Genomic DNA, 21,802 nt, shown 5'->3' with positions numbered 1-21,802 from the left:
ATCAGCGGTTCGGGACCTGGATCTCGACCACGGGGACGTTGACCGTGGTCGAGTGGAACACCTGCGGCAGGACACCCTCGGTGCCGTCGTTGCCCGTCCACGTGCCGCCCCAGCTGATGCTCGCGGTCACCGGCCAGCCGGCGCTCGCGCTCTCGAACGAGATCTTGCACGCATCGGCGTCCGACTTGCCGGCGCTGTATGCCTGCTTGGCCTGGGCCACGGAGCAACTGGTCTCACCAGCGGCCGAGGTGAAGCTGACGTCGCTGCTCGCCGCCGAAAGCGTCACCGTCGAGTTGCCGGCCGTCGCGACCAGGTCGATCTTGCCGTCGTCGGCGAGCGAGGTAGCCGGATTGGTCACCCAGAACCAGGTCGGCAGGTTCACCACGGCCGCACCACCGTTGGCGGCGAGCTTCGGGTTCCGGCCGATCACGGGGTTGGTCAGGCCCTGCTGGGCGTAGTCCCACAGCGCGACGGCGAGGTCCTCCGGCGCGACGTACGGCTCGGGCACCTGGCCGTCGGGGAAGGCTGCCCAGTCGATCCCGATCTGCTGACCCATGTACGTCCCGCCCGACTTGGTGAAGCCCGCCTTGACCGGGTCGACGCCGTCGCGGCACTGCAGTTGGTACCAGGTGTAGTGCTCGCCGTTCTTGGCCGCGTCTGTGACGCGCTTGACCTCGTTGTAGTCCGGCATCGACAGCCGGCCGACTGCCGCGTGGCCGGACAGGTACGGAATGGACTCGTCGTAGAACTTCTGGAAGCCCTCCGGCGTCGTCGCGTCGTTGCCGCCGATGTCGGGGTTGTATTTGCGCCACCAGCAGGAGGGCTGGACGGACATCGTCGTGCCGCCGCCCTTGCCGAGCCTGCCGGCGTCGGCACCGGAGATGGTGACGTGGACGCCGATCTTGTAGCCGCCGTCACCGGACTGCTCCAAGCCGCCCGCGGCGTTGGCGGGGTTGACGAAAGCAAAGGCGGACGCAAGCCCCAGCACCGCGGCGGTCGCGATCGTGCGCATCATCGGTTCGCTCCTCATCTGACGGACCTCGACGTCCTCACCCTAGCGAGACGGTGGGTCAGACGAACCATGACGCGATCCGGTTTCACTTGCAGGGATTGTCCCCGCGGAACGTGACGGCGCTCACCAGCCAGACCTTGCCGCCGACGAACTGGACGGTGCTCTTGATGTTGTAGAAGGGCTTCGGAGCGCCGGAGGGTTTGCCCGTCGAATCCACATCGACGGTCGTGTTGTCCATGCATGAGGTCACGGTCGCGGTATTGCCGGCCACCGCCACCTTGGCGACGTCCACCCAGACTTCTCCGACGGAGTGCTGCTTGCGGCTTCGCAGCCCGGCGACGTCGGCCTTCACCTCGTTCAGCGCGGTGCCGGTCGACGACTTCGCGAGCGCGTCCTGATCCACCTCGACCTTGTTGTAGGCCGTGAGGCGCACCGTGATGTACCGGACGAAGGCCAGTGCAACAGCGGCCTCGGTCGGGTTCTTGGTGGCGATCTTGCGCCGGTGGACCCCGATGGTGTCGGGGAGCGTTGTCGCTGACGGGTCAGTCGTCGCCGGACCCGACGGCGTACCGGTCGTCGCAGTGGGAGTCCCCGAGCTGTCCGACCCGCCGGGAGCCAGGGTGGGCAGCCCGCTCGGCTTGTCGTTCCCGCAGGCCGCGATCGAGACGAGCAACGCCAAGGCCACTGCGGCACCAGGTATACGACGAGCCATCCGGCCATCCTTCCGTTTCGACAGGAGGCATCACGCTAGCGCCCGGGCGGATCAACGGCTTGCAACGTGTGGCCGGGTCAGAAGGTGTCGGCGGGGACGTAGGCGCCCCAGACCTCGCGGAGGGCGTCGCAGACCTCGCCTACGGTGGCGCGGGCCTTCAGGGCTTCCTTCATGGGGTAGAGGCAATTGTCGGAGCCCTGGGCCGCCGCCTTCAGGTCCGCGAGCGCCTTGTCGACGGCTGCCTGGTCCCGCTCAGCGCGCAGCGTGGCCAGGCGCTCGACCTGCTGGGCCTCGATCGCGGGGTCGACCCGGAGCGGTTCGTACGGCTCCTCCTCGGCGACCTTGAACTTGTTCAGGCCGACGACGACCCGCTCGGCCGAGTCGATCTGCTGCGCGATCCGGTACGCCGAGCGCTCGATCTCCTGCTTCTGGAATCCCTTCTCGATGGCCGCGACGGCACCACCGAAGTCCTCCACCCGGTCCATCAGTTCGCGTGCGGCGGCTTCCACCTCGCCGGTGAGCGACTCGACGACGTACGAGCCGGCGAAGGGGTCCACGGTCGCGGTGATGTCTGTCTCGTACGCCAGCACCTGCTGGGTCCGCAGAGCCAGCCGGGCGGCCTTCTCGGTGGGAAGCGCGATCGCTTCGTCGTAGGAGTTGGTGTGCAGCGACTGGGTGCCACCGAGGACGGCGGCGAGGCCCTGGATCGCTACGCGGACCAGGTTGACCTCGGGCTGCTGGGCGGTGAGTTGGACGCCGGCCGTCTGCGTGTGGAACCGCAACATCAGCGACTTCGGATTCTTCGCGCCGAACTCGTCGCGCATCACCTGCGCCCAGATCCGCCGGGCGGCGCGGAACTTCGCGACCTCCTCGAGCAGCGTCGTCCGGGACACGAAGAAGAAAGACAACCGCGGCGCGAACTCGTCCACGTCCAGGCCGGAGGCGACCGCTGCCCGCACGTATTCGATGCCGTCGGCAAGGGTGAAGGCGATCTCCTGCGCGGGCGTGGCGCCCGCCTCGGCCATGTGGTAGCCGGAGATCGAGATGGTGTTCCAGCGCGGCAGTTCCGTCTGGCAGTAGGCGAAGATGTCGCTGATCAGCCGCAGCGACTCCTTCGGCGGGTAGATGTAGGTGCCGCGGGCGATGTACTCCTTCAGTACGTCGTTCTGGATCGTGCCGGTCAGCTTGTCCCCCGAGACGCCCTGTTCCTCGGCGACGAGTTGGTAGAGCAGCAACAGCACCGAGGCGGGCGCGTTGATGGTCATCGAGGTGGATACCTGGTCCAGCGGGATCCGGTCGAACAGCACCCGCATGTCGTCGATCGAGTCGATCGCCACCCCGACCTTGCCGACCTCGCCGTGGGCGAGCTCCGCGTCGGAGTCGTAGCCCATCTGGGTCGGCAGGTCGAACGCGACGGACAGGCCCATCGTGCCCGCGTCGATCAGCTGGTGGTACCGCTGGTTCGACTCGGCCGCGGTGCCGAACCCGGCGTACTGACGCATCGTCCAGGGCCGCCGCGTGTACATCGTCGGGTACACGCCCCGCGTGAACGGATACTCGCCGGGCACGCCCAGCTTCTCCGCCGGGTCGAATCCGTCGAGCTTCTCGGGCCCATACACGGGTTCGAAGTCCCACCCGGACTCGGTCTGATGGCTCATTCCCCCACCGTAGAGCGACCAGGCGCCCACTGGTACGCACCAGCCGGGTGAGATCCAGCACGGCAGGCTTGTGGCCTGCGATACGTTCGCGCGCCTTCGGCCCCGCGATGCCTCCGCCTATGCCTCCGTGGCGTCGATCTCGATGACCGCCCACGACAGCGGCGGCAGGGAGACGCGGAGCTGACCGTCCTCGACGGCCGCGTCCTCGAGCTTCACCAGGCCGACGGCGTCCTGCGCGTCCTCAGTGTTCGCGGTGAAGCGGTTCCCACCCTCCGGCACCGTGAGCACCTCGGCGCGGGTGACGCGCCCCGCCTGGAAGCCGCGCAGCGTCATCGTGACGTCCGCACTCTCCTCCAGACCTCGGTTCGCCAGGAAGACGGCGACGCGACCGGCGTCCGCGTCGTGCGTGGCGCTGACGTCGACGACGTCGGCATCGCCGTACTGCTTGGACTCGAACTTGTCACCCGACGTGACTGTGCGGAGGATCTGCCCCTTTGCGAGCTCTGCCACACGGGCGAAGGGCCAGTAGGTGGTCTGGCGCCAGGCAGGCCCGTTCTCCTCGCTGCGGATCGGTGCGATGACGTTGACGAGCTGCGCCTGGTTGGCGATCGTCACGCGGTCGCCATGGCGCAGCAGCGAGTTGAGGTAAGTGCCGACGACGATGGCGTCGGTGACGTTGTACGTGTCCTCGATCAGGCGCGGGTGCTCACGCCACGGGGCCTTCTCGACCATGTGGAGCTGGTCCTCGGCATCGCCCTTCTGCTGGTACCAGACGTTCCACTCGTCGAACGAGAGGTTGACCGACTTCGACGTCTGGCGCTTCGCCTTGACCGCGTCGACAGTCGAGATGACGGACTCGATGAAGTAGTCCATGTCGTTCGCGCTCGCGAGGAACGACAGCGCGTCGCCGTCATGCTCCTGGTAATAGGCGTGCAGCGAGATGTAGTCGACCTCGTCGTACGCGTGCGAGAGCACCTGGTACTCCCACTCGCCGAAGGTCGACATGTGCGAGTTCGAGGAGCCCACCGCGACGAGCTCGATGCTGGGGTCGACGAGCTTCATGGCCTTGCCGGCCTCCTGCGCGAGGCGGCCGTACTCGTCGGCCGTCTTGTGGCCGATCTGCCACGGGCCGTCGAGCTCGTTGCCGAGGTTCCACACCTTGATGCCGAAGGGGTCCTTGGAACCGTTCGCGCGGCGCTTGTCCGACCAGGCGGTGCCACCGGGGTGATTGGCGTACTCGACGATGGCCCGGGCCTCCTTGATGCCGGCCGTGCCGAGGTTGATCGCCTCCATGATCTCGACGTTGGCCAACTTGGCCCAGGCTGCGAACTCGTGGAGGCCGAAGGCGTTCGTCTCGATGGTGTGCCAGGCCCCGTCGATGCGACGCGGGCGCTGGTCGACCGGGCCGATGCCGTCCTCCCAGTGGTAGCCCGAGACGAAGTTGCCGCCGGGATACCGGACGATCGAGACACCCATCTCCCGGGTCAGGTCGAGGACGTCGGTGCGGTACCCGTTCTCGTCGGCGTTCGGGTGGGCCGGCTCGTAGATGCCGGTGTACACGCAGCGGCCCATGTGCTCCACGAAGGAGCCGAACAGACGGCGGGGGACCGGACCCACGGTGAACTCGCGGTCGACGGTGATGTGGGTTTTCGTCATGGCGGTTCCTTCACTCCCTTGTGACGTGGCGGCGACGTGCCGAGGTGCGACGTCCGCGACTCCTACATCGTTGTAAATGGGCCGCACAAGCAGTGTTGCACGCCAATTCATGCACGGGTTGCCCGCCCCCCGCCGGCGATCACGATCCGCCGATGCCGGCGCACGCGCTATTATTTCATCGATGTAGATCAGCGCAACACACCGCTGGCCCCGGGCAGCGACGCCCACCGCGATGACCGGACCCCACGGTGCAGCCACAGGCTGTCGGAACGACGAGGAGTCGCCACATGGCAACGGGTAGCGGATCATTCACACGACGAAGTCTGCTGGGCGCGGGTCTCGCGGCCGCCGGCACATTCGCCCTCGCGGGGTGCACGAAGAGCCCGCTCGCTGCCGGCTTGGTGGGAAGCGCCCTCAACCCGGACCAGCTCGTCTTCTGGAACCTCTTCGGCGGCGGCGACGGCAGCCGCATGCAGGAGATGGAGGCCGGCTACAGCAAGCTCCACGGTGGCGCTGGGTCCCTGCAGGCGACGACGTTCGCCTGGGGCAACCCGTACTACTCCAAGCTGACCCTGGCCACCGTCGGGAACAAGCCGCCGGACGTCGCGATCGCACACCTGACCCGTGCGAAGCCGCTCTACGCCGGCAACATTCTCGAGCCCATCACGGACGCGGATCTCGCGTCGGTCGGCCTCACGGCGAGCGACTTCAACCAGAAGGCATGGGCGGCACAGCAGACGAACGGGAACACCATCGCGATCCCGCTCGACACCCACCCGCTGGTCATGTTCTACAACCAGGACGTCTGCGGGAAGGCCGGGCTCCTGGACGCCGGCGGCAAGCTCAAGCCGCTCGACGGGCTCGACACGTTCGAGAAGGCCCTCGCCGCCGTCAGCAAGGTCACCGGCGGCACCGCGATCACTGTCGCGAACGTCAGCGAGACGGCGACCCCGTGGCGCGTGTTCTGGATGCTCTACAACCAGCACAAGGACGCGACCCCGTTCCTGGCGGACAACGGCAGCAAGATCTCCGTCAACGAGGCCGCGTTCAACGACGTCCTGGGTCGCATCCAGACCTGGGTCAAGAACGGCTGGCTGAACAAGGGTCTCGACTACGCCGGTTCGCAGACGCAGATGTTCGCCGGCAAGGCGGGCTTCTACCTGCAGGGCGAGTGGGAGATCACCACGGCCCAGTCGATCAAGGGCCTGACGTTCGGCATGGTCCCGGTCCCGCAGCTCTACGACAAGCCCGCCGCGCAGGCCGACTCGCACACGTTCGTCCTGCCGAGGAAGAACCGCACTCCGGGGCAACGCAAGCAGGCGATGGAGTTCATCAAGACGATGCTCGACCAGAGCCAGACGTGGGCGATGGGTGGGCATGTGCCTGCCTACCTACCCACCCTCGACAGTGCGGCGTACAAGAAGCTCGAACCGCAGGCGGACTACGTGTCCGCCGCGAAGGACGCCGTGTACGACGACCCCGCGTGGTACGGCGGCTCCGGCTCGACCTTCGAGAACACCGTCGGCGCGCAGATGGCCCTCGTACAGCAACTGTCGCTCTCACCGCAGGGCGCGCTGAAGGCGATCAAGGACCAGCTCAACGTGTACCTCAACACCCCCAGCCCGCTCTGACCCCTGGACCCGGAGGTACAACGACGTGACCGCCGCTCCCGCCGAGAGCCGTCCCCTCAGGACGGTTCCGAAGAAGGCAACCGTGCAAGGCCGATCGCCGCTCGCCCGCGGTGACAATCGCTCCGCCTGGCTCTTCCTGGCGCCGTTCGGGATCTTCTACCTGGCGTTCCTGATCGGCCCGACGATCTGGATGCTCATCACGAGCTTCTTCAACACCTCGACCGTGAAGCCGGGCCTCGGCTCGTTCGCCGGCCTGGCGAACTACGCCGAGATGCTGACCCGCGCCGACTTCTGGAGCGCCCTGTGGCACACGCTCCAGTTCACGATCTACACGACGCCGCCGCTGGTCATCCTGGCGTTCGTCTTCGCGGTCCTGACGAACCGCATCCGTCGCGGGCAGTGGTTCTTCCGCCTCGCGTTCTTCCTGCCGTACATCCTGCCGTCGGCGACGATCTCGCTGATCTGGGTGTTCATCTTCACGCCCGCCACCGGGCTCTGGGCGGCCGCGCAGAGCGCGCTCGGCCTGACCCCCGGTACCGGTGTGCTGGCCGGTCCGAACACCGCGATGATCGGTGTCGCGATCGCGACGGTCTGGTGGACGCTGGGGTTCAACTTCGTGCTCTACCTGGCCGGCCTCCAGGAGATCCCCCGGGAGCTCTACGAGGCGGCGGCAGTAGACGGCGCATCGAACTGGGACCAGATCCGGTACATCACCCTGCCGCTCCTCCGCCGGACGACGACCCTGGTCATCCTGCTGCAGATCATCGCCAGCCTGAAGATCTTCGACCAGGTCTACCTGATGACGAGCGGCGGCCCGGGCATCTCGACGCAGGTCGCCCTCGGCCTCATCACGAACACCGGCTTCACCGACAACCGCATCGGTGCGGCGTCCGCGGCGTCGGTCCTCCTGTTCATCGTCATCATCGCCATCGCGGTCATCCGACAACTCGTCGACCGCTCGGCAGCCCGCAAGGAGGCCTGACATGGCAACGACCAACGCTGCTCCGCGTGCCCGCAGGAATTCGTCGATCTCGGCGGCCGCCCCCGCGGCGACCGCGGCCCGGGTCGGCACCAGCGGCCGGACGTTCAACATCGTCGCCGGCATCGTCCTCGTCGTGTTCGCGATCGTCTGGCTCATCCCGAGCCTGTTCGCGCTCAAGACGTCGCTGTCCGACAACGGCACGGCGGCGCTCGGGGCCACGAACATCCTGTCGAACTGGAACCCGACGCTGCATTCCTACGCGACGCTGTTCCAGGCCGGTGACATCTGGAACTGGTACCTGGCGAGCGGGATCACCTCGGTGATCACCGCGATCCTGACCGTGCTGTTCGCCTCGATGGCGGCCTTCGCGTTGTCGCGGCTCAAGTTCCGCGGCCAGAACCTCGCGTTCCTGCTCATCATCTTGGGGATCATGATCCCCGGGCAGGTCCTCATCGTGCCGATCTTCCAGGAGCTCGGCGCGGTGAACCTGCTCAACACCTACTGGTCGGTCATCTTCCCCCAGGTGCCCGCCGTGATCGCGGTGTTCATCTTCAAGCAGTTCTTCGACGGGATCCCGCGGGAGCTCGAGGAGGCTGCCCGCATCGACGGTGCCAACATCTGGAAGGTGTACTGGTCGGTCATCCTGCCGCTGTCCCGTCCGGTGATCGCCGCGGTGACGATCCTGACGTTCGTCGGGGTGTGGAACAACCTGCTCCTGCCGCTGTTCGTGCTGTCGAACCCGAACCTCATGACGATCCCGGTCGGGCTCGCCACGGTCCAGGGCAGCTTCGGCCAGCGCTACGCGGACATCCAGGCCGGTGCGATGCTCGCGGCGCTGCCGCTGATCATCCTGTACCTGGCCTTCCAGCGACAGATCGTCGAGGGTGTGACCGGGAGCGGCCTGAAGGGCTGATCGGGTCCGGTCGCGATCTTCGCGCGTCAGGCGGCAGAACTGCGTGGCACGGCCCGGTGACCTCGCGGCTACCGACGCATAACGTCCGGAGCCCGATCCCCCGCCAGTTGTTCGGACGTCAGGTCAAGCCGCGGGTCCTGGATACGTCGCCAGGGAATCGACACGGTGTCACTAGAGCGTTGCCGAGGGTTCATGCTGGAACGGGAACCTTCGAGCGTGCGCATAGTGATGGTCGCCGAGTCCTTCCTGCCGCAGATCAACGGCGTCGCGAACACGGTTCGCCACGTCACCGACCGGCTGCTGGCCCACGGGCACCAGTTGCTGATCATCGCCGCCGGCCCGGGTCCCGACAGCTACCACGGTGTCCGGGTGCTCCGGGCCCGGAGCTTCGGCATCCCCGGCTACAAAGAATTCCCGGTCGGCCTGCCCGACCCGGCGATCGAACGGGCGATGGCCGAGTTCAAACCGGATCTCGTTCACCTGGCGTCCCCCTTCATCCTCGGCGCCTACGGGCTGCGCAGCGCGCGCCGGCTCGGGCTGCCGACGGTCGCCGTCTTCCAGACCGACCTGGCCGGCTTCGCGCGCCAATATCCCTGGTTCGCCAAGGCTGATCGCGGTGTGCAGGCCTGGGTACGCCGGGTCCACTCGCGCGCGGATCGGACGCTGGCCCCGTCGTCCGCCTCGATGACGCAACTGATCCACGCGGGTGTTCCGCGCGTCCACCACTGGGGACGCGGCGTCAACCTGGACCTCTTCGATCCGGCCAACCGCGACGAGGGGTGGCGCCGGGAGATCTCGCCGGACGGCAAGCCGATCGTCGGGTACGTCGGCCGGCTCGCGGCGGAGAAGAAGGTCCGGCGGCTCGCCGAACTGAGCGAGCTCGACTGTCAGGTGGTGGTGGTCGGCGACGGCCCGGATCGGGCCTCGCTGGAGAGCTCCTTGCCTCAAGCAACTTTCTTGGGGATGCGCCGGGGTGAGGACCTGGCCGCGATCTTCGCCGGTCTGGACGTGTTCGTACACACCGGCGAGCACGAGACGTTCTGCCAGACCATCCAGGAGGCACAGGCCTCCGGCGTCGCCACGGTCGGGCCGGGCGCAGGTGGTCCGCTCGACCTCATCCGGCACGGAGAGACCGGCCTGCTCTTCGAGCCCGGTCTGGCCGGCTCGCTCCGACAGGCCGTCGCACACCTGCTGGACAACTCCGAAGCCCGCAAGGCGATGGCAGCCGCCGGGCTCAGCAGGGTCCAGACGCGAACGTGGCCGGCGGTGGTCGACGACCTGGTGGACCGCCACTACGTCGAAGTACTCCGCGAGGTCGCTGCCGTCCGGCGGGTCGCATGACACTGCGGATCGCCCAGTTGGCGAACTTCGTCGGTCCGACCTCAGGTGGCATGCGCACCGCGATCGAGCACCTGGGTCGGGGATACTGCGAAGCCGGTGCCGAGCGCATCCTGGTCACGCCGGGCGAGCGCGACAGCGTCACCGAGACCGTAGCCGGCACGGTGGTCCGGATGAAGGCGCCGAAGGTCGGCGGCGGCTACCGCCTGATCACCGATCCCTGGCGGGTGATCGAGGCACTCGAGCGGTTCCGGCCGTCGACCGTCGAGATTTCGGACAAGTCCACTTTGTTGCCCGTGGCAAGGTGGGCCCGCCGCAACGGCATCGGCTCGGTCCTTTTCAGCCACGAACGCCTGGACGCGATGCTGTCCCTGCGCACCGGCCGGCAGCTGGGCGTAGCCGCCGGGGTGAGCGCGCTCTACCGCCTGCTGAGCCGCACGTACGACGCTGTGGTGGTCACCTCCCGCTACGCGGCGGCAGAGTTCGACGAGGTCACCACCCCGCTGGTCCGGATCCCGCTCGGCGTGGACCTAGACACGTTCCACCCGTCGCTCGGCATACCCACCGACGACGGCATCCTGAAGCTCGTCCACGCGGGCAGGTTGTCCCGGGAGAAGAGCCCACACCTGGCGGTCGCCACCGCGGCCGAGCTCCACCGACGCGGCGTGCCGATGCGGCTCGACGTGTACGGCTCGGGGCCCCACCTGGACGAGCTCATCGCGATCGCGGGCCGCGCTCCGGTCTTCTTCCACGGGTACGTCGACGGCCGGACCAAGCTGGCCCGCCACCTCGCCGAGGCGGACGTGGCCCTGTCGGTCTGCCCGGGCGAGACGTTCGGCCTCGCAGTACTGGAGGCGCTGGCAGCGGGGACCCCTGTGGTCACCGCGGACACGGGTGGCGCTCGCGAGCTGGTCGACTCCAGCTGCGGTCGCTGGGCCCCCGCAACGCCGTTCGCGCTCGCGAACGCAGTACTGGACCTGGCAGCCCAGCCTGCTGTGGACCGGCGTACGGCTGCCCGGCGTCGAGCTGAGAACTACGACTGGAACACGTCCGTCCGGCACATGCTGGCTCTCCACACCCGCCTGACCGCGTCGAGTGGTCGCTCGGTCGCTTGATCGGGTCTCCCGCTCGACGGCTTGCCGCGTACGCCGGAGCTGACGCAGGTGGACGCCCTGGTCTGCCGAGAGTCCAGCCGTGGTCAGGTCAGGGTCAGGTCAGGTGGTCGTAGTCGCCTCGAACCCAGGCGGCGTGGCGGTCCGCGGAGCGGCGCACCACCGAGCGGGCATCGGTGGGGATGCTGGCGCCGAAGTTGCCGTAGAGGCGGTCGTAGGAGAAGACGTCGAGTGCCTTGGCGACGCGGTCCACGACGGCGCCGGACAACGGGATGCGGTTCGGGTAGCTGCGCATGAAGCTGACCGAGGTACGGTCCGGGTTCGCGAAGATGGTGTCGCCGGCCAGGATCACTCCGTTGCCCTCGGCACCTTCCGCCCAGTGCACCACCGCGCTACCCGGGAAGTGCCCGCCGGGCTGGATCAGGGTGATGCCGGGGAGCAGGTCCAGCGTGCCGGACCAGGTGCGGATCACCGGGTCCTGCCGGGCGACCCAATCAGCGTCCGCCTCGGACACATAGACCGGTACGTCGCCGAGCCGGTGGCTCCACTCGACCTGGACGCCGTACATGTGCGGGTGGCTCGCGATCACGGCGACGACCTCGCCCAGCTCCCGGACCCGGCTGACGGCGTCGTCGTCCAGATAGCCGATCGGGTCCCAGAGCAGGTTGCCCTCCGGGGTCTGGACGAGCATCGACTGCTGGCCGATCCCCGCGCCCGGCTCGGAGGTGATGCCGTACAGCCCCGGCTCGACGTCCTTCACCTTCACCGTGTACCCGGCGGCGGACAGCTCCTCCAGGGTGGTCCAGTGCTGCCCGTCGGCGGGCACCCACTGGCGCTCGTCGGCGCAGATCGCGCACACCCCCACTTGCTCGGAGTGCTCGACCGCACACGTTTCGCAGATCCAGAAACTCACCGTGATCCCCTCCAGAATTGGTGTCTGAAGTCACGCTAAGCCGTCGGCAGGTCGCCTGTCCGGTCCAATCGCCGGGCGGATCGGCGGGCCACCCCGATCCCTGCGACGTCTCCGAGAGCGATGTCACACGTGAGCGGGCCAGCAGAGCGGTGCGGCGGCGATAGCATCAAGAACGGCCTGGTTCCCTGCCGGGCCGAGCCGACCGCGGCCCCATTGCCCTTCTGACGCCCCGGAATCGCCGCGATCCCCGGCTCTGGTCTGTCGTCCGATCGGAGGACCGGTTTGCCCAGCAAACCACCCGGCACCCTGTACCGCGGCCACGAAGGCATGTGGTCCTGGGTCGCGCACCGGATCACCGGCGTCGGGATCTTCTTCTTCCTCCTGGTGCACGTCCTCGACACCGCCCTGGTGCGGGTCTCCCCGGAGGCCTACAACGAGGTGATCGGGACCTACAAGAACCCGATCGTCGGGTTGATGGAGGTCGGGCTGGTCGGCGCCATCCTGTTCCACGCCTTCAACGGCATCCGGCTGATCCTGGTGGACTTCTGGGCCCGCGGGCCGCGCTACCAGCGGCAGCTGATGATCGGCGTCGGGGTGGTCTGGCTCGTGTTGTTCGTGCCGTTCGTGATCCGGCACCTGACACACGTGTTCGGGAGTTGAGATGACGACGCCTGAGATCGCCCAACCGCGCTCCTCCAGCCGCGCCCGCTCACTCAAGGGCGGCGGCCGGAACCGGTCCGGCCAGACCAACTTCGAGCTGTACAGCTGGCTGTTCATGCGGCTGTCCGGCCTCGCCCTGGTCGTCCTCGTGCTCGGCCACCTGTTCGTGAACCTGATGCTGGGCGGCGGGATCACCGCGCTCGACTTCGGCTTCGTGGCCGGCAAGTGGGCCAACCCGCTGTGGCAGGTCTGGGACCTGCTGATGCTGTGGCTGGCGATGCTGCACGGCACCAACGGGATGCGCACGATCATCAACGACTACGCCGAGAAGGACCAGACCAGGTTCTGGCTCAAGGCCCTGCTGATCACCGCCACGATCGTGATCGTGGTGCTCGGCACCCTGGTCATCTTCACCTTTGACCCCTGCCTCGACCCCAGCTCAACGCTGTCGGTCTGCAAGTAAGGACAGTTCTCAGATGCAGCAGCATCAGTACGACGTGGTGATCGTGGGCGCGGGTGGGGCCGGTATGCGCGCCGCGCTGGAGTCCAGCAAGCGGACCCGCACCGCGGTGCTCACCAAGCTCTACCCGACCCGGTCCCACACCGGCGCGGCCCAGGGCGGCATGTGCGCGGCCCTGGCCAACGTCGAGGAGGACAACTGGGAGTGGCACACCTTCGACACGGTCAAGGGTGGCGACTTCCTGGTCGACCAGGACGCGGCCGAGGTGATGTGCCGGGAGGCCGTCGACGCGGTGCTCGACCTGGAGAAGATGGGTCTGCCGTTCAACCGGACGGCCGAGGGCAAGATCGACCAGCGCTTCTTCGGCGGACACACCCGAAACCACGGCGAGGCCGTAGTACGCCGGTCCTGCTTCGCGGCCGACCGCACCGGCCACATGATCCTGCAGACGCTCTACCAGCAGTGCATCAAGCAGAACGTCGAGTTCTTCAACGAGTTCTACGTGCTCGACCTGCTGATGGTGGCAGGCAAGGCGACCGGCGTGGTCGCCTACGAGCTGGCGACCGGCGAGCTGCACATCTTCTCTGCCAAGTCGATCGTGTTCGCCTCGGGCGGCTTCGGCAAGGTCTTCCGGACCACCTCGAACGCGCACACGCTGACCGGCGACGGGATGGGCATCGTCTGGCGCAAGGGCCTGCCACTGGAGGACATGGAGTTCTTCCAGTTCCACCCGACCGGCCTCGCCGGCCTCGGCGTGCTGCTGTCGGAGGCCGCCCGCGGTGAGGGCGGCATCCTGCGGAACAAGGACAACGAGCGCTTCATGGAGCGCTACGCGCCGACCGTGAAGGACCTGGCGCCGCGCGACATGGTCGCCCGGGCGATGGCGAACGAAGTACGGGAAGGCCGCGGCTGCGGGCCGGACGGCGCCTACGTGATGCTCGACCTGACCCACCTCGAGCCCGCGCACATCGACGCGAAGCTGCCGGACATCACCGAGTTCGCCCGCACCTACCTGGGCGTCGAGCCGTACACCGAGCAGATCCCGGTCTTCCCGACCGCGCACTACGCGATGGGCGGCATCCCGACCAACATCCAGGGCGAGGCGCTCGCCAACAACGAGGACGTCATCCCCGGCCTGTACGCCGCGGGCGAGGTCGCCTGCGTCTCCGTGCACGGCGCGAACCGGCTCGGCACCAACTCGCTGCTCGACATCAACGTTTTCGGCCGGCGCGCCGGGATCGCCGCCGCGGACTACGCGGCAACGGTCGAGTTCGAAGAACTTCCGGACGCCCCGGAGACCTTCGTGGTGGAGCTGATCGAGGGCATGCGCAACGCCACCGGCGGGGAGCGGGTGGCCGCGATCCGGTCGGACCTGCAGGCCACCATGGACATCAACGCGCAGGTCTACCGGACCGAGGGTTCACTGAAGCAGGCGCTGACCGACATCGAGGCGCTGAAGCAGCGGTTCAGCCAGGTCGCCGTGCAGGACAAGGGCAAACGGTTCAACACCGACCTGCTCGAGGCCGTCGAGCTCGGCTTCCTGCTCGACCTGGCCGAGGTGCTGGTCGTGTCGGCGCTGGCCCGCAAGGAGTCGCGCGGCGGCCACTTCCGCGAGGACTACGACAAGCGCGACGACGTGAACTTCATGCGGCACACGATGGCCTACAGGTCGGTCGATGCCGAGGGCAACCTCAATATCCGGTTGGACTACAAGCCGGTGGTCCAGACCCGCTACAAGCCGATGGAGCGCAAGTACTGATGGACGTCAAGGTCAAGATCCTTCGGTACAACCCCGAGGTCACCCCGGACGCGGAGTGGAAGACCTACTCGGTCACGCTGCAGCCGGGCGACCGCGTGCTGGACGCGCTGCACAAGATCAAGTGGGAGCAGGACGGCACGCTGACCTTCCGGCGCTCCTGCGCGCACGGCGTCTGCGGTTCGGACGCGATGCGGATCAACGGCCGCAACCGGCTGGCCTGCAAGACGCTGATCAAGGACCTGAACCCGGACAAGGAGATCACCGTCGAGCCCATCAAGGGCCTGGCGGTGCTCAAGGACCTGGTCGTCGACATGGAGCCGTTCTTCGACGCGTACCGCTCCATCATGCCGTTCCTGGTCACCAGCGGTCACGAGCCGACCCGGGAGCGGATCCAGTCCCAGGCCGACCGGGAACGCTTCGACGACACCACCAAGTGCATCCTCTGCGCCGCCTGCACGACGTCCTGCCCGGTCTTCTGGTCCGACGGCCAGTACTTCGGGCCGCAGGCGATCGTCGGCGCGCACCGGTTCATCTTCGACAGCCGTGACGAGGGCACCGAGCAGCGACTGGAGATCCTGAACGACAAGGAGGGCGTCTGGCGCTGCCGGACCACCTTCAACTGCACCGAGGCCTGCCCCCGCGGCATCGAGGTCACCAAGGCCATCCAGGAAGTCAAGCGAGCCCTGATCTTCCGCCGCGTCTGAGCTGTCCTCCCCTTCCCTTCGCTTCCCTTCGCTTTCCTTCGCTTCCCTTGCGTCCGAAGAACAGGGGGTCCTGCCCCTCGGTTCTTCGGACGTTGCGACCCCTGCCACCTCGTCACGCGGCGTCCGGTACCGGAAGATTCGCGCCGCTAGGGATGCATTCGCGAACCTTCCTTGCGTCCGAAGAACAGGGGGTCCTGCCCCTCGGTTCTTCGGACGTTGCGATTCCTGCCACCTCGTCACGCGGCGTCCGGTACCGGAAGATTCGCGCCGCTAGGGATGCATTCTCGAGCCTTTGAGGATCTTGTCCACGGCGTTCTTGGGGCCGTGCAGGGCCAGCCCGACCAGGTCGAGCTGGTCTTGTGACACGGCTCGTACGGCGGCGCGGTTGTCCCGGTCGTTGCCGGTGGCAAACAGATCCGAAGTGAAGACGGAGACCGGGATCTCCCGGCTCAGGGCCCGGCCGTGGGCCACGGACATGAACTCCTTGGACCCCTCGAACACGAGCACCGGCTGCCGGAACATCGGCAGGTACTGCGTCCCGTCGGCGTCCTCGTACGGCTCGCCCACCAACTCGGGCTTGGTCGCCGCCAGCCCACTCACCAGAAACGCGGTCACATTCAACCGCTGCCAGACCGGCAGGTCGTCCCTCAGCAGCACCGCGATCTTCGTATCGAACCTGATCGGCACAGCTTCGTTGTCCACAAGACCAAGCCTGCCCGCTCGAGCAGCACCGGGTCTTGTACGTTTTAAACAGACCCCATACTTACGCCCATGGACTGGTCAGAGGCACCAAGAAGCAGGCTGCTGGCGGCGGCGTACCTCGCAGGCTTCGCGCTCTGGCTGGCGGGAGTGCTGTGGATCCTCTACAACGAGGCCACAGGCGGTTCAGCTGCCCGGATGACCGTCGGCATCGTGTTGTTCGCCCTCGGCCAATTGATCATCACGATCCTCGCGTTCGCCCTCCGCGCCCGCTTCCCCGGCAAACTGGGCACCAACTCTCCCGACGGTTTCTCCCGAGCCTGGCAACGACTCAGCGCCGGCCTGGAACTGCCTCCGGCCCTACGCCTGCTGCTCAGCCGCTAGCTTTCAGCGGTTTCAGCAGTAAGGCGGGTTGGAGGTTACGGCGGTCGCTACACGTAGGAAGAGGCAGAAAAGGCGGTAAAGGTCGGGCATGGGGGTCGCCGCGACGGTGATGGTGCGGTCGTCGAGTTTCTTGACGCCGGGGATGGCCGGGAGATGGGAGGCGACCGAGGCGGACTGCCAGCGGACGGTCAGGTCGTGAGTGGCGACCGTGTCGGCGGAGACGATCGGTAGGTTGCCGAGGGCCGTGGCGGTGGTGGATTCGATCGCGGCGCGGGCTTGGGCGACGGGAACCAGTTGGGCGGCGAAGCGGTCCTTGGCGTACTTGACGGGGACCGTGGCGACCGACGGGTCCCAGGCAGTCATCTCGGCGCAGGCCGTGTCGTCGCCGGTGAGCAGGGCGACTGGAACACCCAGCGACGCGGCGGCGGCGTGCAGCAGGCCGATCTCGCCGACGGGCTGGTCGTCGAGCCAGATGTCTTCGATCTCGTGGCCCATGAAGCTGTGGCTGAGTACGCCGAGCACCCCGGCACGCGCGTGGAAGCCGAGGCAGAGGACGGCGTCGTACTCCGGGGTCAGGCCCTCGATCATCCCCATCGGCTTCGGGCGGCCCTTGATGAGGATGGCGCGGGGTTCGAGCAGTTCCGGCAGCAGGTTGCGCATCGGGCCGTGCGCGTCGTTCACCAGGACGGACGTCGCGCCGGCCTGGTAGGCGCCACGGATCGCCGCGTTCACGTCCTCGGTCATCATCACCCGGCCGCGTTCGTAGTCGCGGCCCGGCGGCTGGACGTCCTCCGCGTCGACCAGGCCGGTGATGCCTTCCATGTCCGCGCTGATGTAGACCTTCAACCCTCCGCCTCTCCGCTTCGCCGGGGCCAGCGGCACCTTCGCCGCCGCGATCCCGTTGCGATCCCGAGGGTATGTTCTGAACTATGAGCGGTGGCGCGCAGGTCAGGGCCTGGCGACCCGGGATCGGCGGGGTCGTCGAGGTGCTGCACGCATACTTCCCGTCGCATGCGTACCCGAGTCACACCCACGACGCGTGGACCGTGCTGATCGTGGACGAGGGTGTGGTCCAGTACGACCTGGATCACCGCGAGCACGGATTGGCGCAGGCGCAGGTGTCCCTGTTACCGCCGAACGTGCCGCACGACGGCCGATCGGTACGACCCGAGGGGTTCCGCAAGCGGGTGTTGTACCTGGAGCCGGACCGGCTGGGCGATGGCCTGGTCGGCGCGGCGGTGGATCAGCCCGAACTGGTGGATCCGATGCTGCGCCGCCGCATCCACCAGTTGCACGGCGTACTGGCGGACGGGCGAGAGGAGTTGGAGGCGCAGAGTCGGTTGACGCTGATCGAGGAGCGGCTCGAGCAGCACCTGCGGAAACGGGTCACCGATCCGACGGACCAACGCGATGCGGGCGTGGCGAGCCGGTTGCGCGAGGTGCTCGACGGGCATCTGCCGACCGGGATCACGCTGGATGAGGCCTCGAAACTTGTTCACGCGCACCCCGCGCATCTGGTGCGGGCGTTCAGTCGGGAGTACGGGATGCCGCCGCATCGTTACCTGACCGGCCGACGGGTGGACCTGGCCAGGCGCTACCTGCTGGAGGGACGGCCGGCAGCGGAGGTCGCCACACTGGCCGGCTTCTACGACCAGTCGCACCTCAACCGGCACTTCCGGAAGATGCTCGGCGTCTCCCCCAGCCGTTTCGTCAGACCTTGACGTTCGCCTCTCGGGACGCCTTGTAGGCGCGGTAGCCCCAGGTGCCGAGCAGCGCGGCGATCAGCAGGTTCACGATGATCAGCACGGTGTGGGCGACGTAGTACCCGGTCGGGCGGCCCGAGGTGCCGGCCAGGTTCTTGATGAAGGTCACGTAGGTGACGACGTTCCAGACGGCGATGCCGATCAGGATCAGTGCGTGCTTGCGTTCGAGTCTCACACCATCAGGCTAGTCCCCCGGCTCGGAGAGCTACGCAGTACTGCGTAGCGGGGCGGCCGCGCCTCACTCGGCCGCCCCGACCGAGGGGCGAGCTCTCTACGTGAGACCGAGGCTGGCTGATCGGCGTTCGGCCGGGCAAGACGATCGACGCTACTGACGGGTCACGACAAGGGTTTCCCTCTGCGCGGAACCCGCACGGAGCCCGCACGATGCTCGCACAGAGCCCGCACGCGCGATCTCCCTACTTGCGTCCGAAGAACCCGGGGTCGTGCCCCGCGGTTGTTCGGACGCTGCTGTGATTCCAGGCGAGGTCGGCCGGCGGGGTGGGGTCAGCGGGTGAGGTCCGGTCCGCCGCGGTCGACGGTGCGGAGCAGCTGGGTGCGATTGGCGACGCCGAAGCGGCGGTACAGCCTGGTCAGCTGCGACTCGACCGCCTTCACGCTGAGGTAGAGCGCCGCCGCGATCTCGCGGTTGGTCGATCCGTCGCGGACCATCGCGACGATCTGCAACTCGTTGTCTGTCAGCTCGGACGGTTGCCGGCTCCGGCTCGGTACGTCGAGTCGCGCCAGCTCGGTCTCCGCCACCTCGCGCCAGGCGGGAGCTCCGTACGCCTCGAACTGCTCGATCGCGTCCAGGAAGGCGGTGCGCGCCACCGAACGGCGACGGGCCTGCCGGGCGACCCGCCCCCTCGTCAGCTCGCAGCGGGCGATATCGAGCGGGTACACCCGGTCGCCCGCTGTGGTGATGGTCTTCTCCAGCAGCTCCAGAGCGGCGGCCGGATCGCCTTGTTTCGCGATCAGGAGAGCCTCGGAACGAGCCAGTCCGACCCGGACCACGCCACGATCCAAGGTCTCAGCGCGCTCGCGGATCTCCCGGATCAGGGCGGCCGCGTCGTCCAGCCGACCAGCGGCGACCAGGCCCTCGGCATAGTCCGCATGCCACGGGATCACCGCCGGGTCATACGGCATCGCGGCCTCGCCGGACTCCGCGATCGCGTCGAAGGCCTCGACAGCCCGCTGGGGATCGCCGGTCAGGACGCCGACCATGCCCAGACTTGCGAGCGCCGGACCCGTCCATTCGTCGTTGCCGACCACCCGCACGCCTTCGAGCGCCGCCTCGGCCAGCTCGCGCGCCATCGCCGCCGTGCCACCGGCCCACTCGGCACGGCTCGCGACCACCAGCCCCACCTCGGTCTCGTCGCCGATGTCCTGCAGGAGCTGGTAGCACTCGTGGCCGGCGGCGAGTGCCTCCGCGCCGTGGCCGCTGCGCTCGTAGATCGCGGTCGCCGAGATCAGTGCGGACGCCAGCCAGCGGATCGCCCCACCGGCCCGGACCTCCGCGACCAGCGCATTGATCGCCGTGATCGCCTCGTCGGTCCGGCCGCGGAACAGCTCCCGCATTGCCGCCATCTGGCGCGCGCCCATCACGGTCTTGGTGAGCGGCAGCCCGATCGCAAGCTCGGCCGCCTGCTCCAGCAGTTCGTCGGAGGTGTGCCCACCCCCGGCGGCGATCTGGATCGAGCTGGCCGCGCTCAACGCATCCACCACGGCCTCGATGTCACCAGAGGCGCGGGCAAGTCTCTCCGCCACCCGGGCGTCCTCACGGGCGTCGTCGAACCGCCGGTCGAAGTACGCGCTCGTACTGCGGCTGATCCGCACCCGCGCCTCGAGCCGGTCGTCCCCAGCGGCCGCCTCGAACGCCTCGGCCAGCAACGCGAGCCGCTGCTCCCGCTCGGGCCAGGCGGCATCCACCAGCAGCAGCAACGCCGCCACCTTGGTCTCTGGACTGGTCGCAGCCTGTACTGCGAGTCGCGCCGTGTCGGCGGACTCCGCGAGGTGCCCTGCGGCCGCAGCGTCATCCGCAGCACGGGTCAGGCGCCGGGCTCGCTCGTCCCGCTGCTCAGCCGGAGTGCGCTCGGCAGCAAGTCGCCACAAGGTCGCTGCCGCGCCGAGAGCGCCCCGCTGCCCAGCCACGGCGGCGGCCGCCTCGATGGTGGTCGCCAGGTCCGCATCCGCCTCCTGAGTGGCCAGCGCTCGGTGCGTGGCGTTCTCCACCGGCTCGTCGACCGCTGCGGCCAACTGTGCGTGGACCTGCCGACGAGCCGCGGACGTCGCCTCGGCGTACACGAACTCCCTGAGCAGCGGATGCGTGAACCGCAACCGCTGCTCGGTGACATCGATCAGCCCGAGCCCCTCGGCCTCGGCAAGCTCTGCGTCGACCGGACGACCGACTGACTGGCTGAGCTGACCCGTGGTCGGGCGCGGCGACGACGCGGCGTGCAGGAGCACCTCGTGAGTGGCGGGGCTCAGGTCCGACAACCTGTCTCCGAGCAAGGTCTTCAGACGGCTCGACACCGGCAGCGGGTCGTTCGGCGAGACCCCTTGCGGGTGTCGCAGCACGGCCCGACCCAGCTCCAGCGCCATGAACGGGTTGCCGGCACTGGCGGTGAAGATCCGCCGGGCCGTGCGCACCGGGAGCGGGCTGGACAGCCTCTGCCGCAGCAGCGACAGTACGTCGGGCTCGGTCAGCGGGGGGACCTCCAGCTGCAGCACCGGCTCAGGGCAGGCCTCTGCCATGATCGGGAGATCCCCGTCGGCCACCTGCTCTGTGGCGAGCACTTGCACGCCTTCGGTCAACCGGCGCGCGCAGAACGTCAGCACTTCCAGGCTCGACGGGTCGACCCACTGGATGTCGTCCACCACGAGCAGCACCGGCCCGGACGCCGCCAGGCGCCGCAGTACATGCAGCACTGCCAAGCGCACGGCCAGCTCGTCCCTCACGGTGTCAGGCGCGCTGGCCTTGAGCAGCGCGACCTCCAGCGGTTGCCGCAGATGGTCCGGCAGCACCTGCCAGGCGAGTTCGAGCTGGTTCGACAGCAGGTCGAGGAGCGTGACATACGGCAGACCCGCCTCGCTCTGCGACGGGGCAGCGCTCAGCACCCGACAACCGGCCCGCGTGCGATCCGCGACCAGGGCACGGCCGGCTGCGGACTTACCGATCCCGGTAGGCCCGTACAGCAGGACGCTGCCGCTGGTCACGAGCTGCTCGCGCGCACGCTCGACCAGTCCGGCGCGCCCGACCAGCTCGTCGTCAGTCATCGATCCACATTCTCCCCGAAGGATTACCTTCGCCCACATCACAGTCGAGTGCCAACGGACACGGCGAGTGTCACATAAAGAAACCCTCCGGCCATCACCTCGTGACCTATCTGTTCACGCGTGCCCACGTTCGGTGGCGCGCACACGCCCGGCGTGTCGCCCGCGAAAGCCGC

Annotated in this window: 20 protein-coding genes; 11 read left to right on the top strand and 9 right to left on the bottom strand. The window is 68.1% G+C overall.

The genetic code is table 11. The features are described from left to right. Position 1: 1 nt before the first annotated feature. The 4 genes from ABD210_RS31000 to arfA all read right to left on the bottom strand — a co-directional run bounded on the left by ABD210_RS31000 (position 2) and on the right by arfA (position 5,038). Complete coding sequence (locus tag ABD210_RS31000; RefSeq protein WP_344116425.1) at positions 2–1,015, bottom strand: hypothetical protein; 1,014 nt, start codon at positions 1,013–1,015, stop codon at positions 2–4. 82 nt (positions 1,016–1,097) lie between these two features. Then, a complete protein-coding gene (locus ABD210_RS30995) occupies positions 1,098–1,724 on the bottom strand; it encodes a hypothetical protein (protein WP_344116423.1) in 627 nt (208 codons plus the stop codon). Between the two features lie 77 nt (positions 1,725–1,801). After that, positions 1,802–3,382 carry an acyl-CoA mutase large subunit family protein gene (locus ABD210_RS30990; RefSeq protein ID WP_344116421.1) on the bottom strand — a complete coding sequence of 527 codons (1,581 nt, stop codon included), beginning with the start codon at positions 3,380–3,382 and terminating at the stop codon, positions 1,802–1,804. Positions 3,383–3,499: 117 nt separating this feature from the next. After that, entirely contained in the window at positions 3,500–5,038 is a 1,539-nt protein-coding gene (gene arfA / locus ABD210_RS30985) for an arabinosylfuranosidase ArfA (RefSeq protein ID WP_344116419.1), read from the bottom strand. Positions 5,039–5,325: 287 nt separating this feature from the next. Between arfA and ABD210_RS30980 the strand changes: the two genes are divergently transcribed. The 5 genes from ABD210_RS30980 (at position 5,326) to ABD210_RS30960 (ending at position 11,017) form a co-directional block, all read left to right on the top strand. After that, positions 5,326–6,669, top strand: a complete 1,344-nt coding sequence (locus ABD210_RS30980) for an extracellular solute-binding protein (protein WP_344116417.1) — start codon at positions 5,326–5,328, stop codon at positions 6,667–6,669. A gap of 82 nt (positions 6,670–6,751) precedes the next feature. Continuing rightward, a complete protein-coding gene (locus ABD210_RS30975; protein WP_344116415.1) occupies positions 6,752–7,651 on the top strand; it encodes a carbohydrate ABC transporter permease in 900 nt (299 codons plus the stop codon). Position 7,652: 1 nt separating this feature from the next. Next, positions 7,653–8,564, top strand: a complete 912-nt coding sequence (locus ABD210_RS30970; RefSeq protein ID WP_344116413.1) for a carbohydrate ABC transporter permease — start codon at positions 7,653–7,655, stop codon at positions 8,562–8,564. 216 nt (positions 8,565–8,780) lie between these two features. After that, complete coding sequence (locus tag ABD210_RS30965) at positions 8,781–9,905, top strand: glycosyltransferase family 4 protein (protein WP_344116411.1); 1,125 nt, start codon at positions 8,781–8,783, stop codon at positions 9,903–9,905. Next, positions 9,902–11,017, top strand: coding sequence for a glycosyltransferase (locus ABD210_RS30960; RefSeq protein WP_344116409.1), 1,116 nt, complete (start codon positions 9,902–9,904; stop codon positions 11,015–11,017). The genes ABD210_RS30965 and ABD210_RS30960 overlap by 4 nt, the downstream gene beginning before the upstream one ends. A 94-nt stretch (positions 11,018–11,111) precedes the next feature. On the opposite strand, the gene ABD210_RS30955 is transcribed toward ABD210_RS30960, so the two are convergent. After that, positions 11,112–11,927 carry an MBL fold metallo-hydrolase gene (locus ABD210_RS30955; RefSeq protein ID WP_344116407.1) on the bottom strand — a complete coding sequence of 272 codons (816 nt, stop codon included), beginning with the start codon at positions 11,925–11,927 and terminating at the stop codon, positions 11,112–11,114. 282 nt (positions 11,928–12,209) lie between these two features. On the opposite strand from ABD210_RS30955, the gene sdhC reads away from it, so the two are divergent. The 4 genes from sdhC to ABD210_RS30935 are packed head-to-tail and all read left to right on the top strand — an operon-like array spanning position 12,210 to position 15,510. After that, the gene (gene sdhC / locus ABD210_RS30950) at positions 12,210–12,587 is read left to right on the top strand and encodes a succinate dehydrogenase, cytochrome b556 subunit (protein ID WP_344116404.1); all 378 of its coding nucleotides are present in this window, start codon (positions 12,210–12,212) and stop codon (positions 12,585–12,587) included. 1 nt (position 12,588) lies between these two features. Beyond that, positions 12,589–13,050, top strand: coding sequence for a succinate dehydrogenase hydrophobic membrane anchor subunit (locus ABD210_RS30945; protein ID WP_344116402.1), 462 nt, complete (start codon positions 12,589–12,591; stop codon positions 13,048–13,050). A gap of 13 nt (positions 13,051–13,063) precedes the next feature. Continuing rightward, positions 13,064–14,806 (top strand): succinate dehydrogenase flavoprotein subunit, encoded by a 1,743-nt coding sequence (gene sdhA / locus ABD210_RS30940; protein ID WP_344116400.1) that lies wholly within the window; start codon positions 13,064–13,066, stop codon positions 14,804–14,806. Next, positions 14,806–15,510, top strand: coding sequence for a succinate dehydrogenase iron-sulfur subunit (locus tag ABD210_RS30935; RefSeq protein ID WP_344116398.1), 705 nt, complete (start codon positions 14,806–14,808; stop codon positions 15,508–15,510). The genes sdhA and ABD210_RS30935 overlap by 1 nt, the downstream gene beginning before the upstream one ends. 270 nt (positions 15,511–15,780) lie before the next feature. Here the strand turns inward: ABD210_RS30935 and ABD210_RS30930 are convergent, their stop codons facing one another. After that, on the bottom strand, positions 15,781–16,212 hold the full coding sequence (locus tag ABD210_RS30930; RefSeq protein ID WP_344116396.1) for a DUF2000 family protein: 432 nt from the start codon (positions 16,210–16,212) through the stop codon (positions 15,781–15,783). Between the two features lie 69 nt (positions 16,213–16,281). Here ABD210_RS30930 and ABD210_RS30925 point away from each other — a divergent pair, with 69 nt between their 5' ends. Next, positions 16,282–16,593: a hypothetical protein gene (locus ABD210_RS30925; protein WP_344116395.1), complete on the top strand. Its 312-nt coding sequence runs from the start codon at positions 16,282–16,284 to the stop codon at positions 16,591–16,593. Between the two features lie 12 nt (positions 16,594–16,605). Here ABD210_RS30925 and ABD210_RS30920 read toward each other — a convergent pair whose 3' ends face one another. Next, positions 16,606–17,439, bottom strand: a complete 834-nt coding sequence (locus ABD210_RS30920) for a M55 family metallopeptidase (RefSeq protein WP_344116394.1) — start codon at positions 17,437–17,439, stop codon at positions 16,606–16,608. Between the two features lie 83 nt (positions 17,440–17,522). On the opposite strand from ABD210_RS30920, the gene ABD210_RS30915 reads away from it, so the two are divergent. Then, positions 17,523–18,314, top strand: a complete 792-nt coding sequence (locus ABD210_RS30915) for an AraC family ligand binding domain-containing protein (protein ID WP_344116391.1) — start codon at positions 17,523–17,525, stop codon at positions 18,312–18,314. Here the strand turns inward: ABD210_RS30915 and ABD210_RS30910 are convergent. Both ABD210_RS30910 and ABD210_RS30905 read right to left on the bottom strand, forming a co-directional pair. Beyond that, positions 18,304–18,531 carry an SCO4848 family membrane protein gene (locus ABD210_RS30910; protein ID WP_344116389.1) on the bottom strand — a complete coding sequence of 76 codons (228 nt, stop codon included), beginning with the start codon at positions 18,529–18,531 and terminating at the stop codon, positions 18,304–18,306. The two genes, ABD210_RS30915 and ABD210_RS30910, sit on opposite strands and share 11 nt — an antisense overlap. 329 nt (positions 18,532–18,860) lie before the next feature. Then, positions 18,861–21,629 (bottom strand): AAA family ATPase, encoded by a 2,769-nt coding sequence (locus tag ABD210_RS30905; protein ID WP_344116387.1) that lies wholly within the window; start codon positions 21,627–21,629, stop codon positions 18,861–18,863. Positions 21,630–21,802 lie beyond the last annotated feature (173 nt).

Source organism: Kribbella alba (assembly GCF_039529635.1).
Taxonomy (GTDB): domain Bacteria; phylum Actinomycetota; class Actinomycetes; order Propionibacteriales; family Kribbellaceae; genus Kribbella; species Kribbella alba.
Note: the sequence above shows the minus strand (reverse complement) of the source record. Positions and strands in the feature narration are given on the sequence as shown.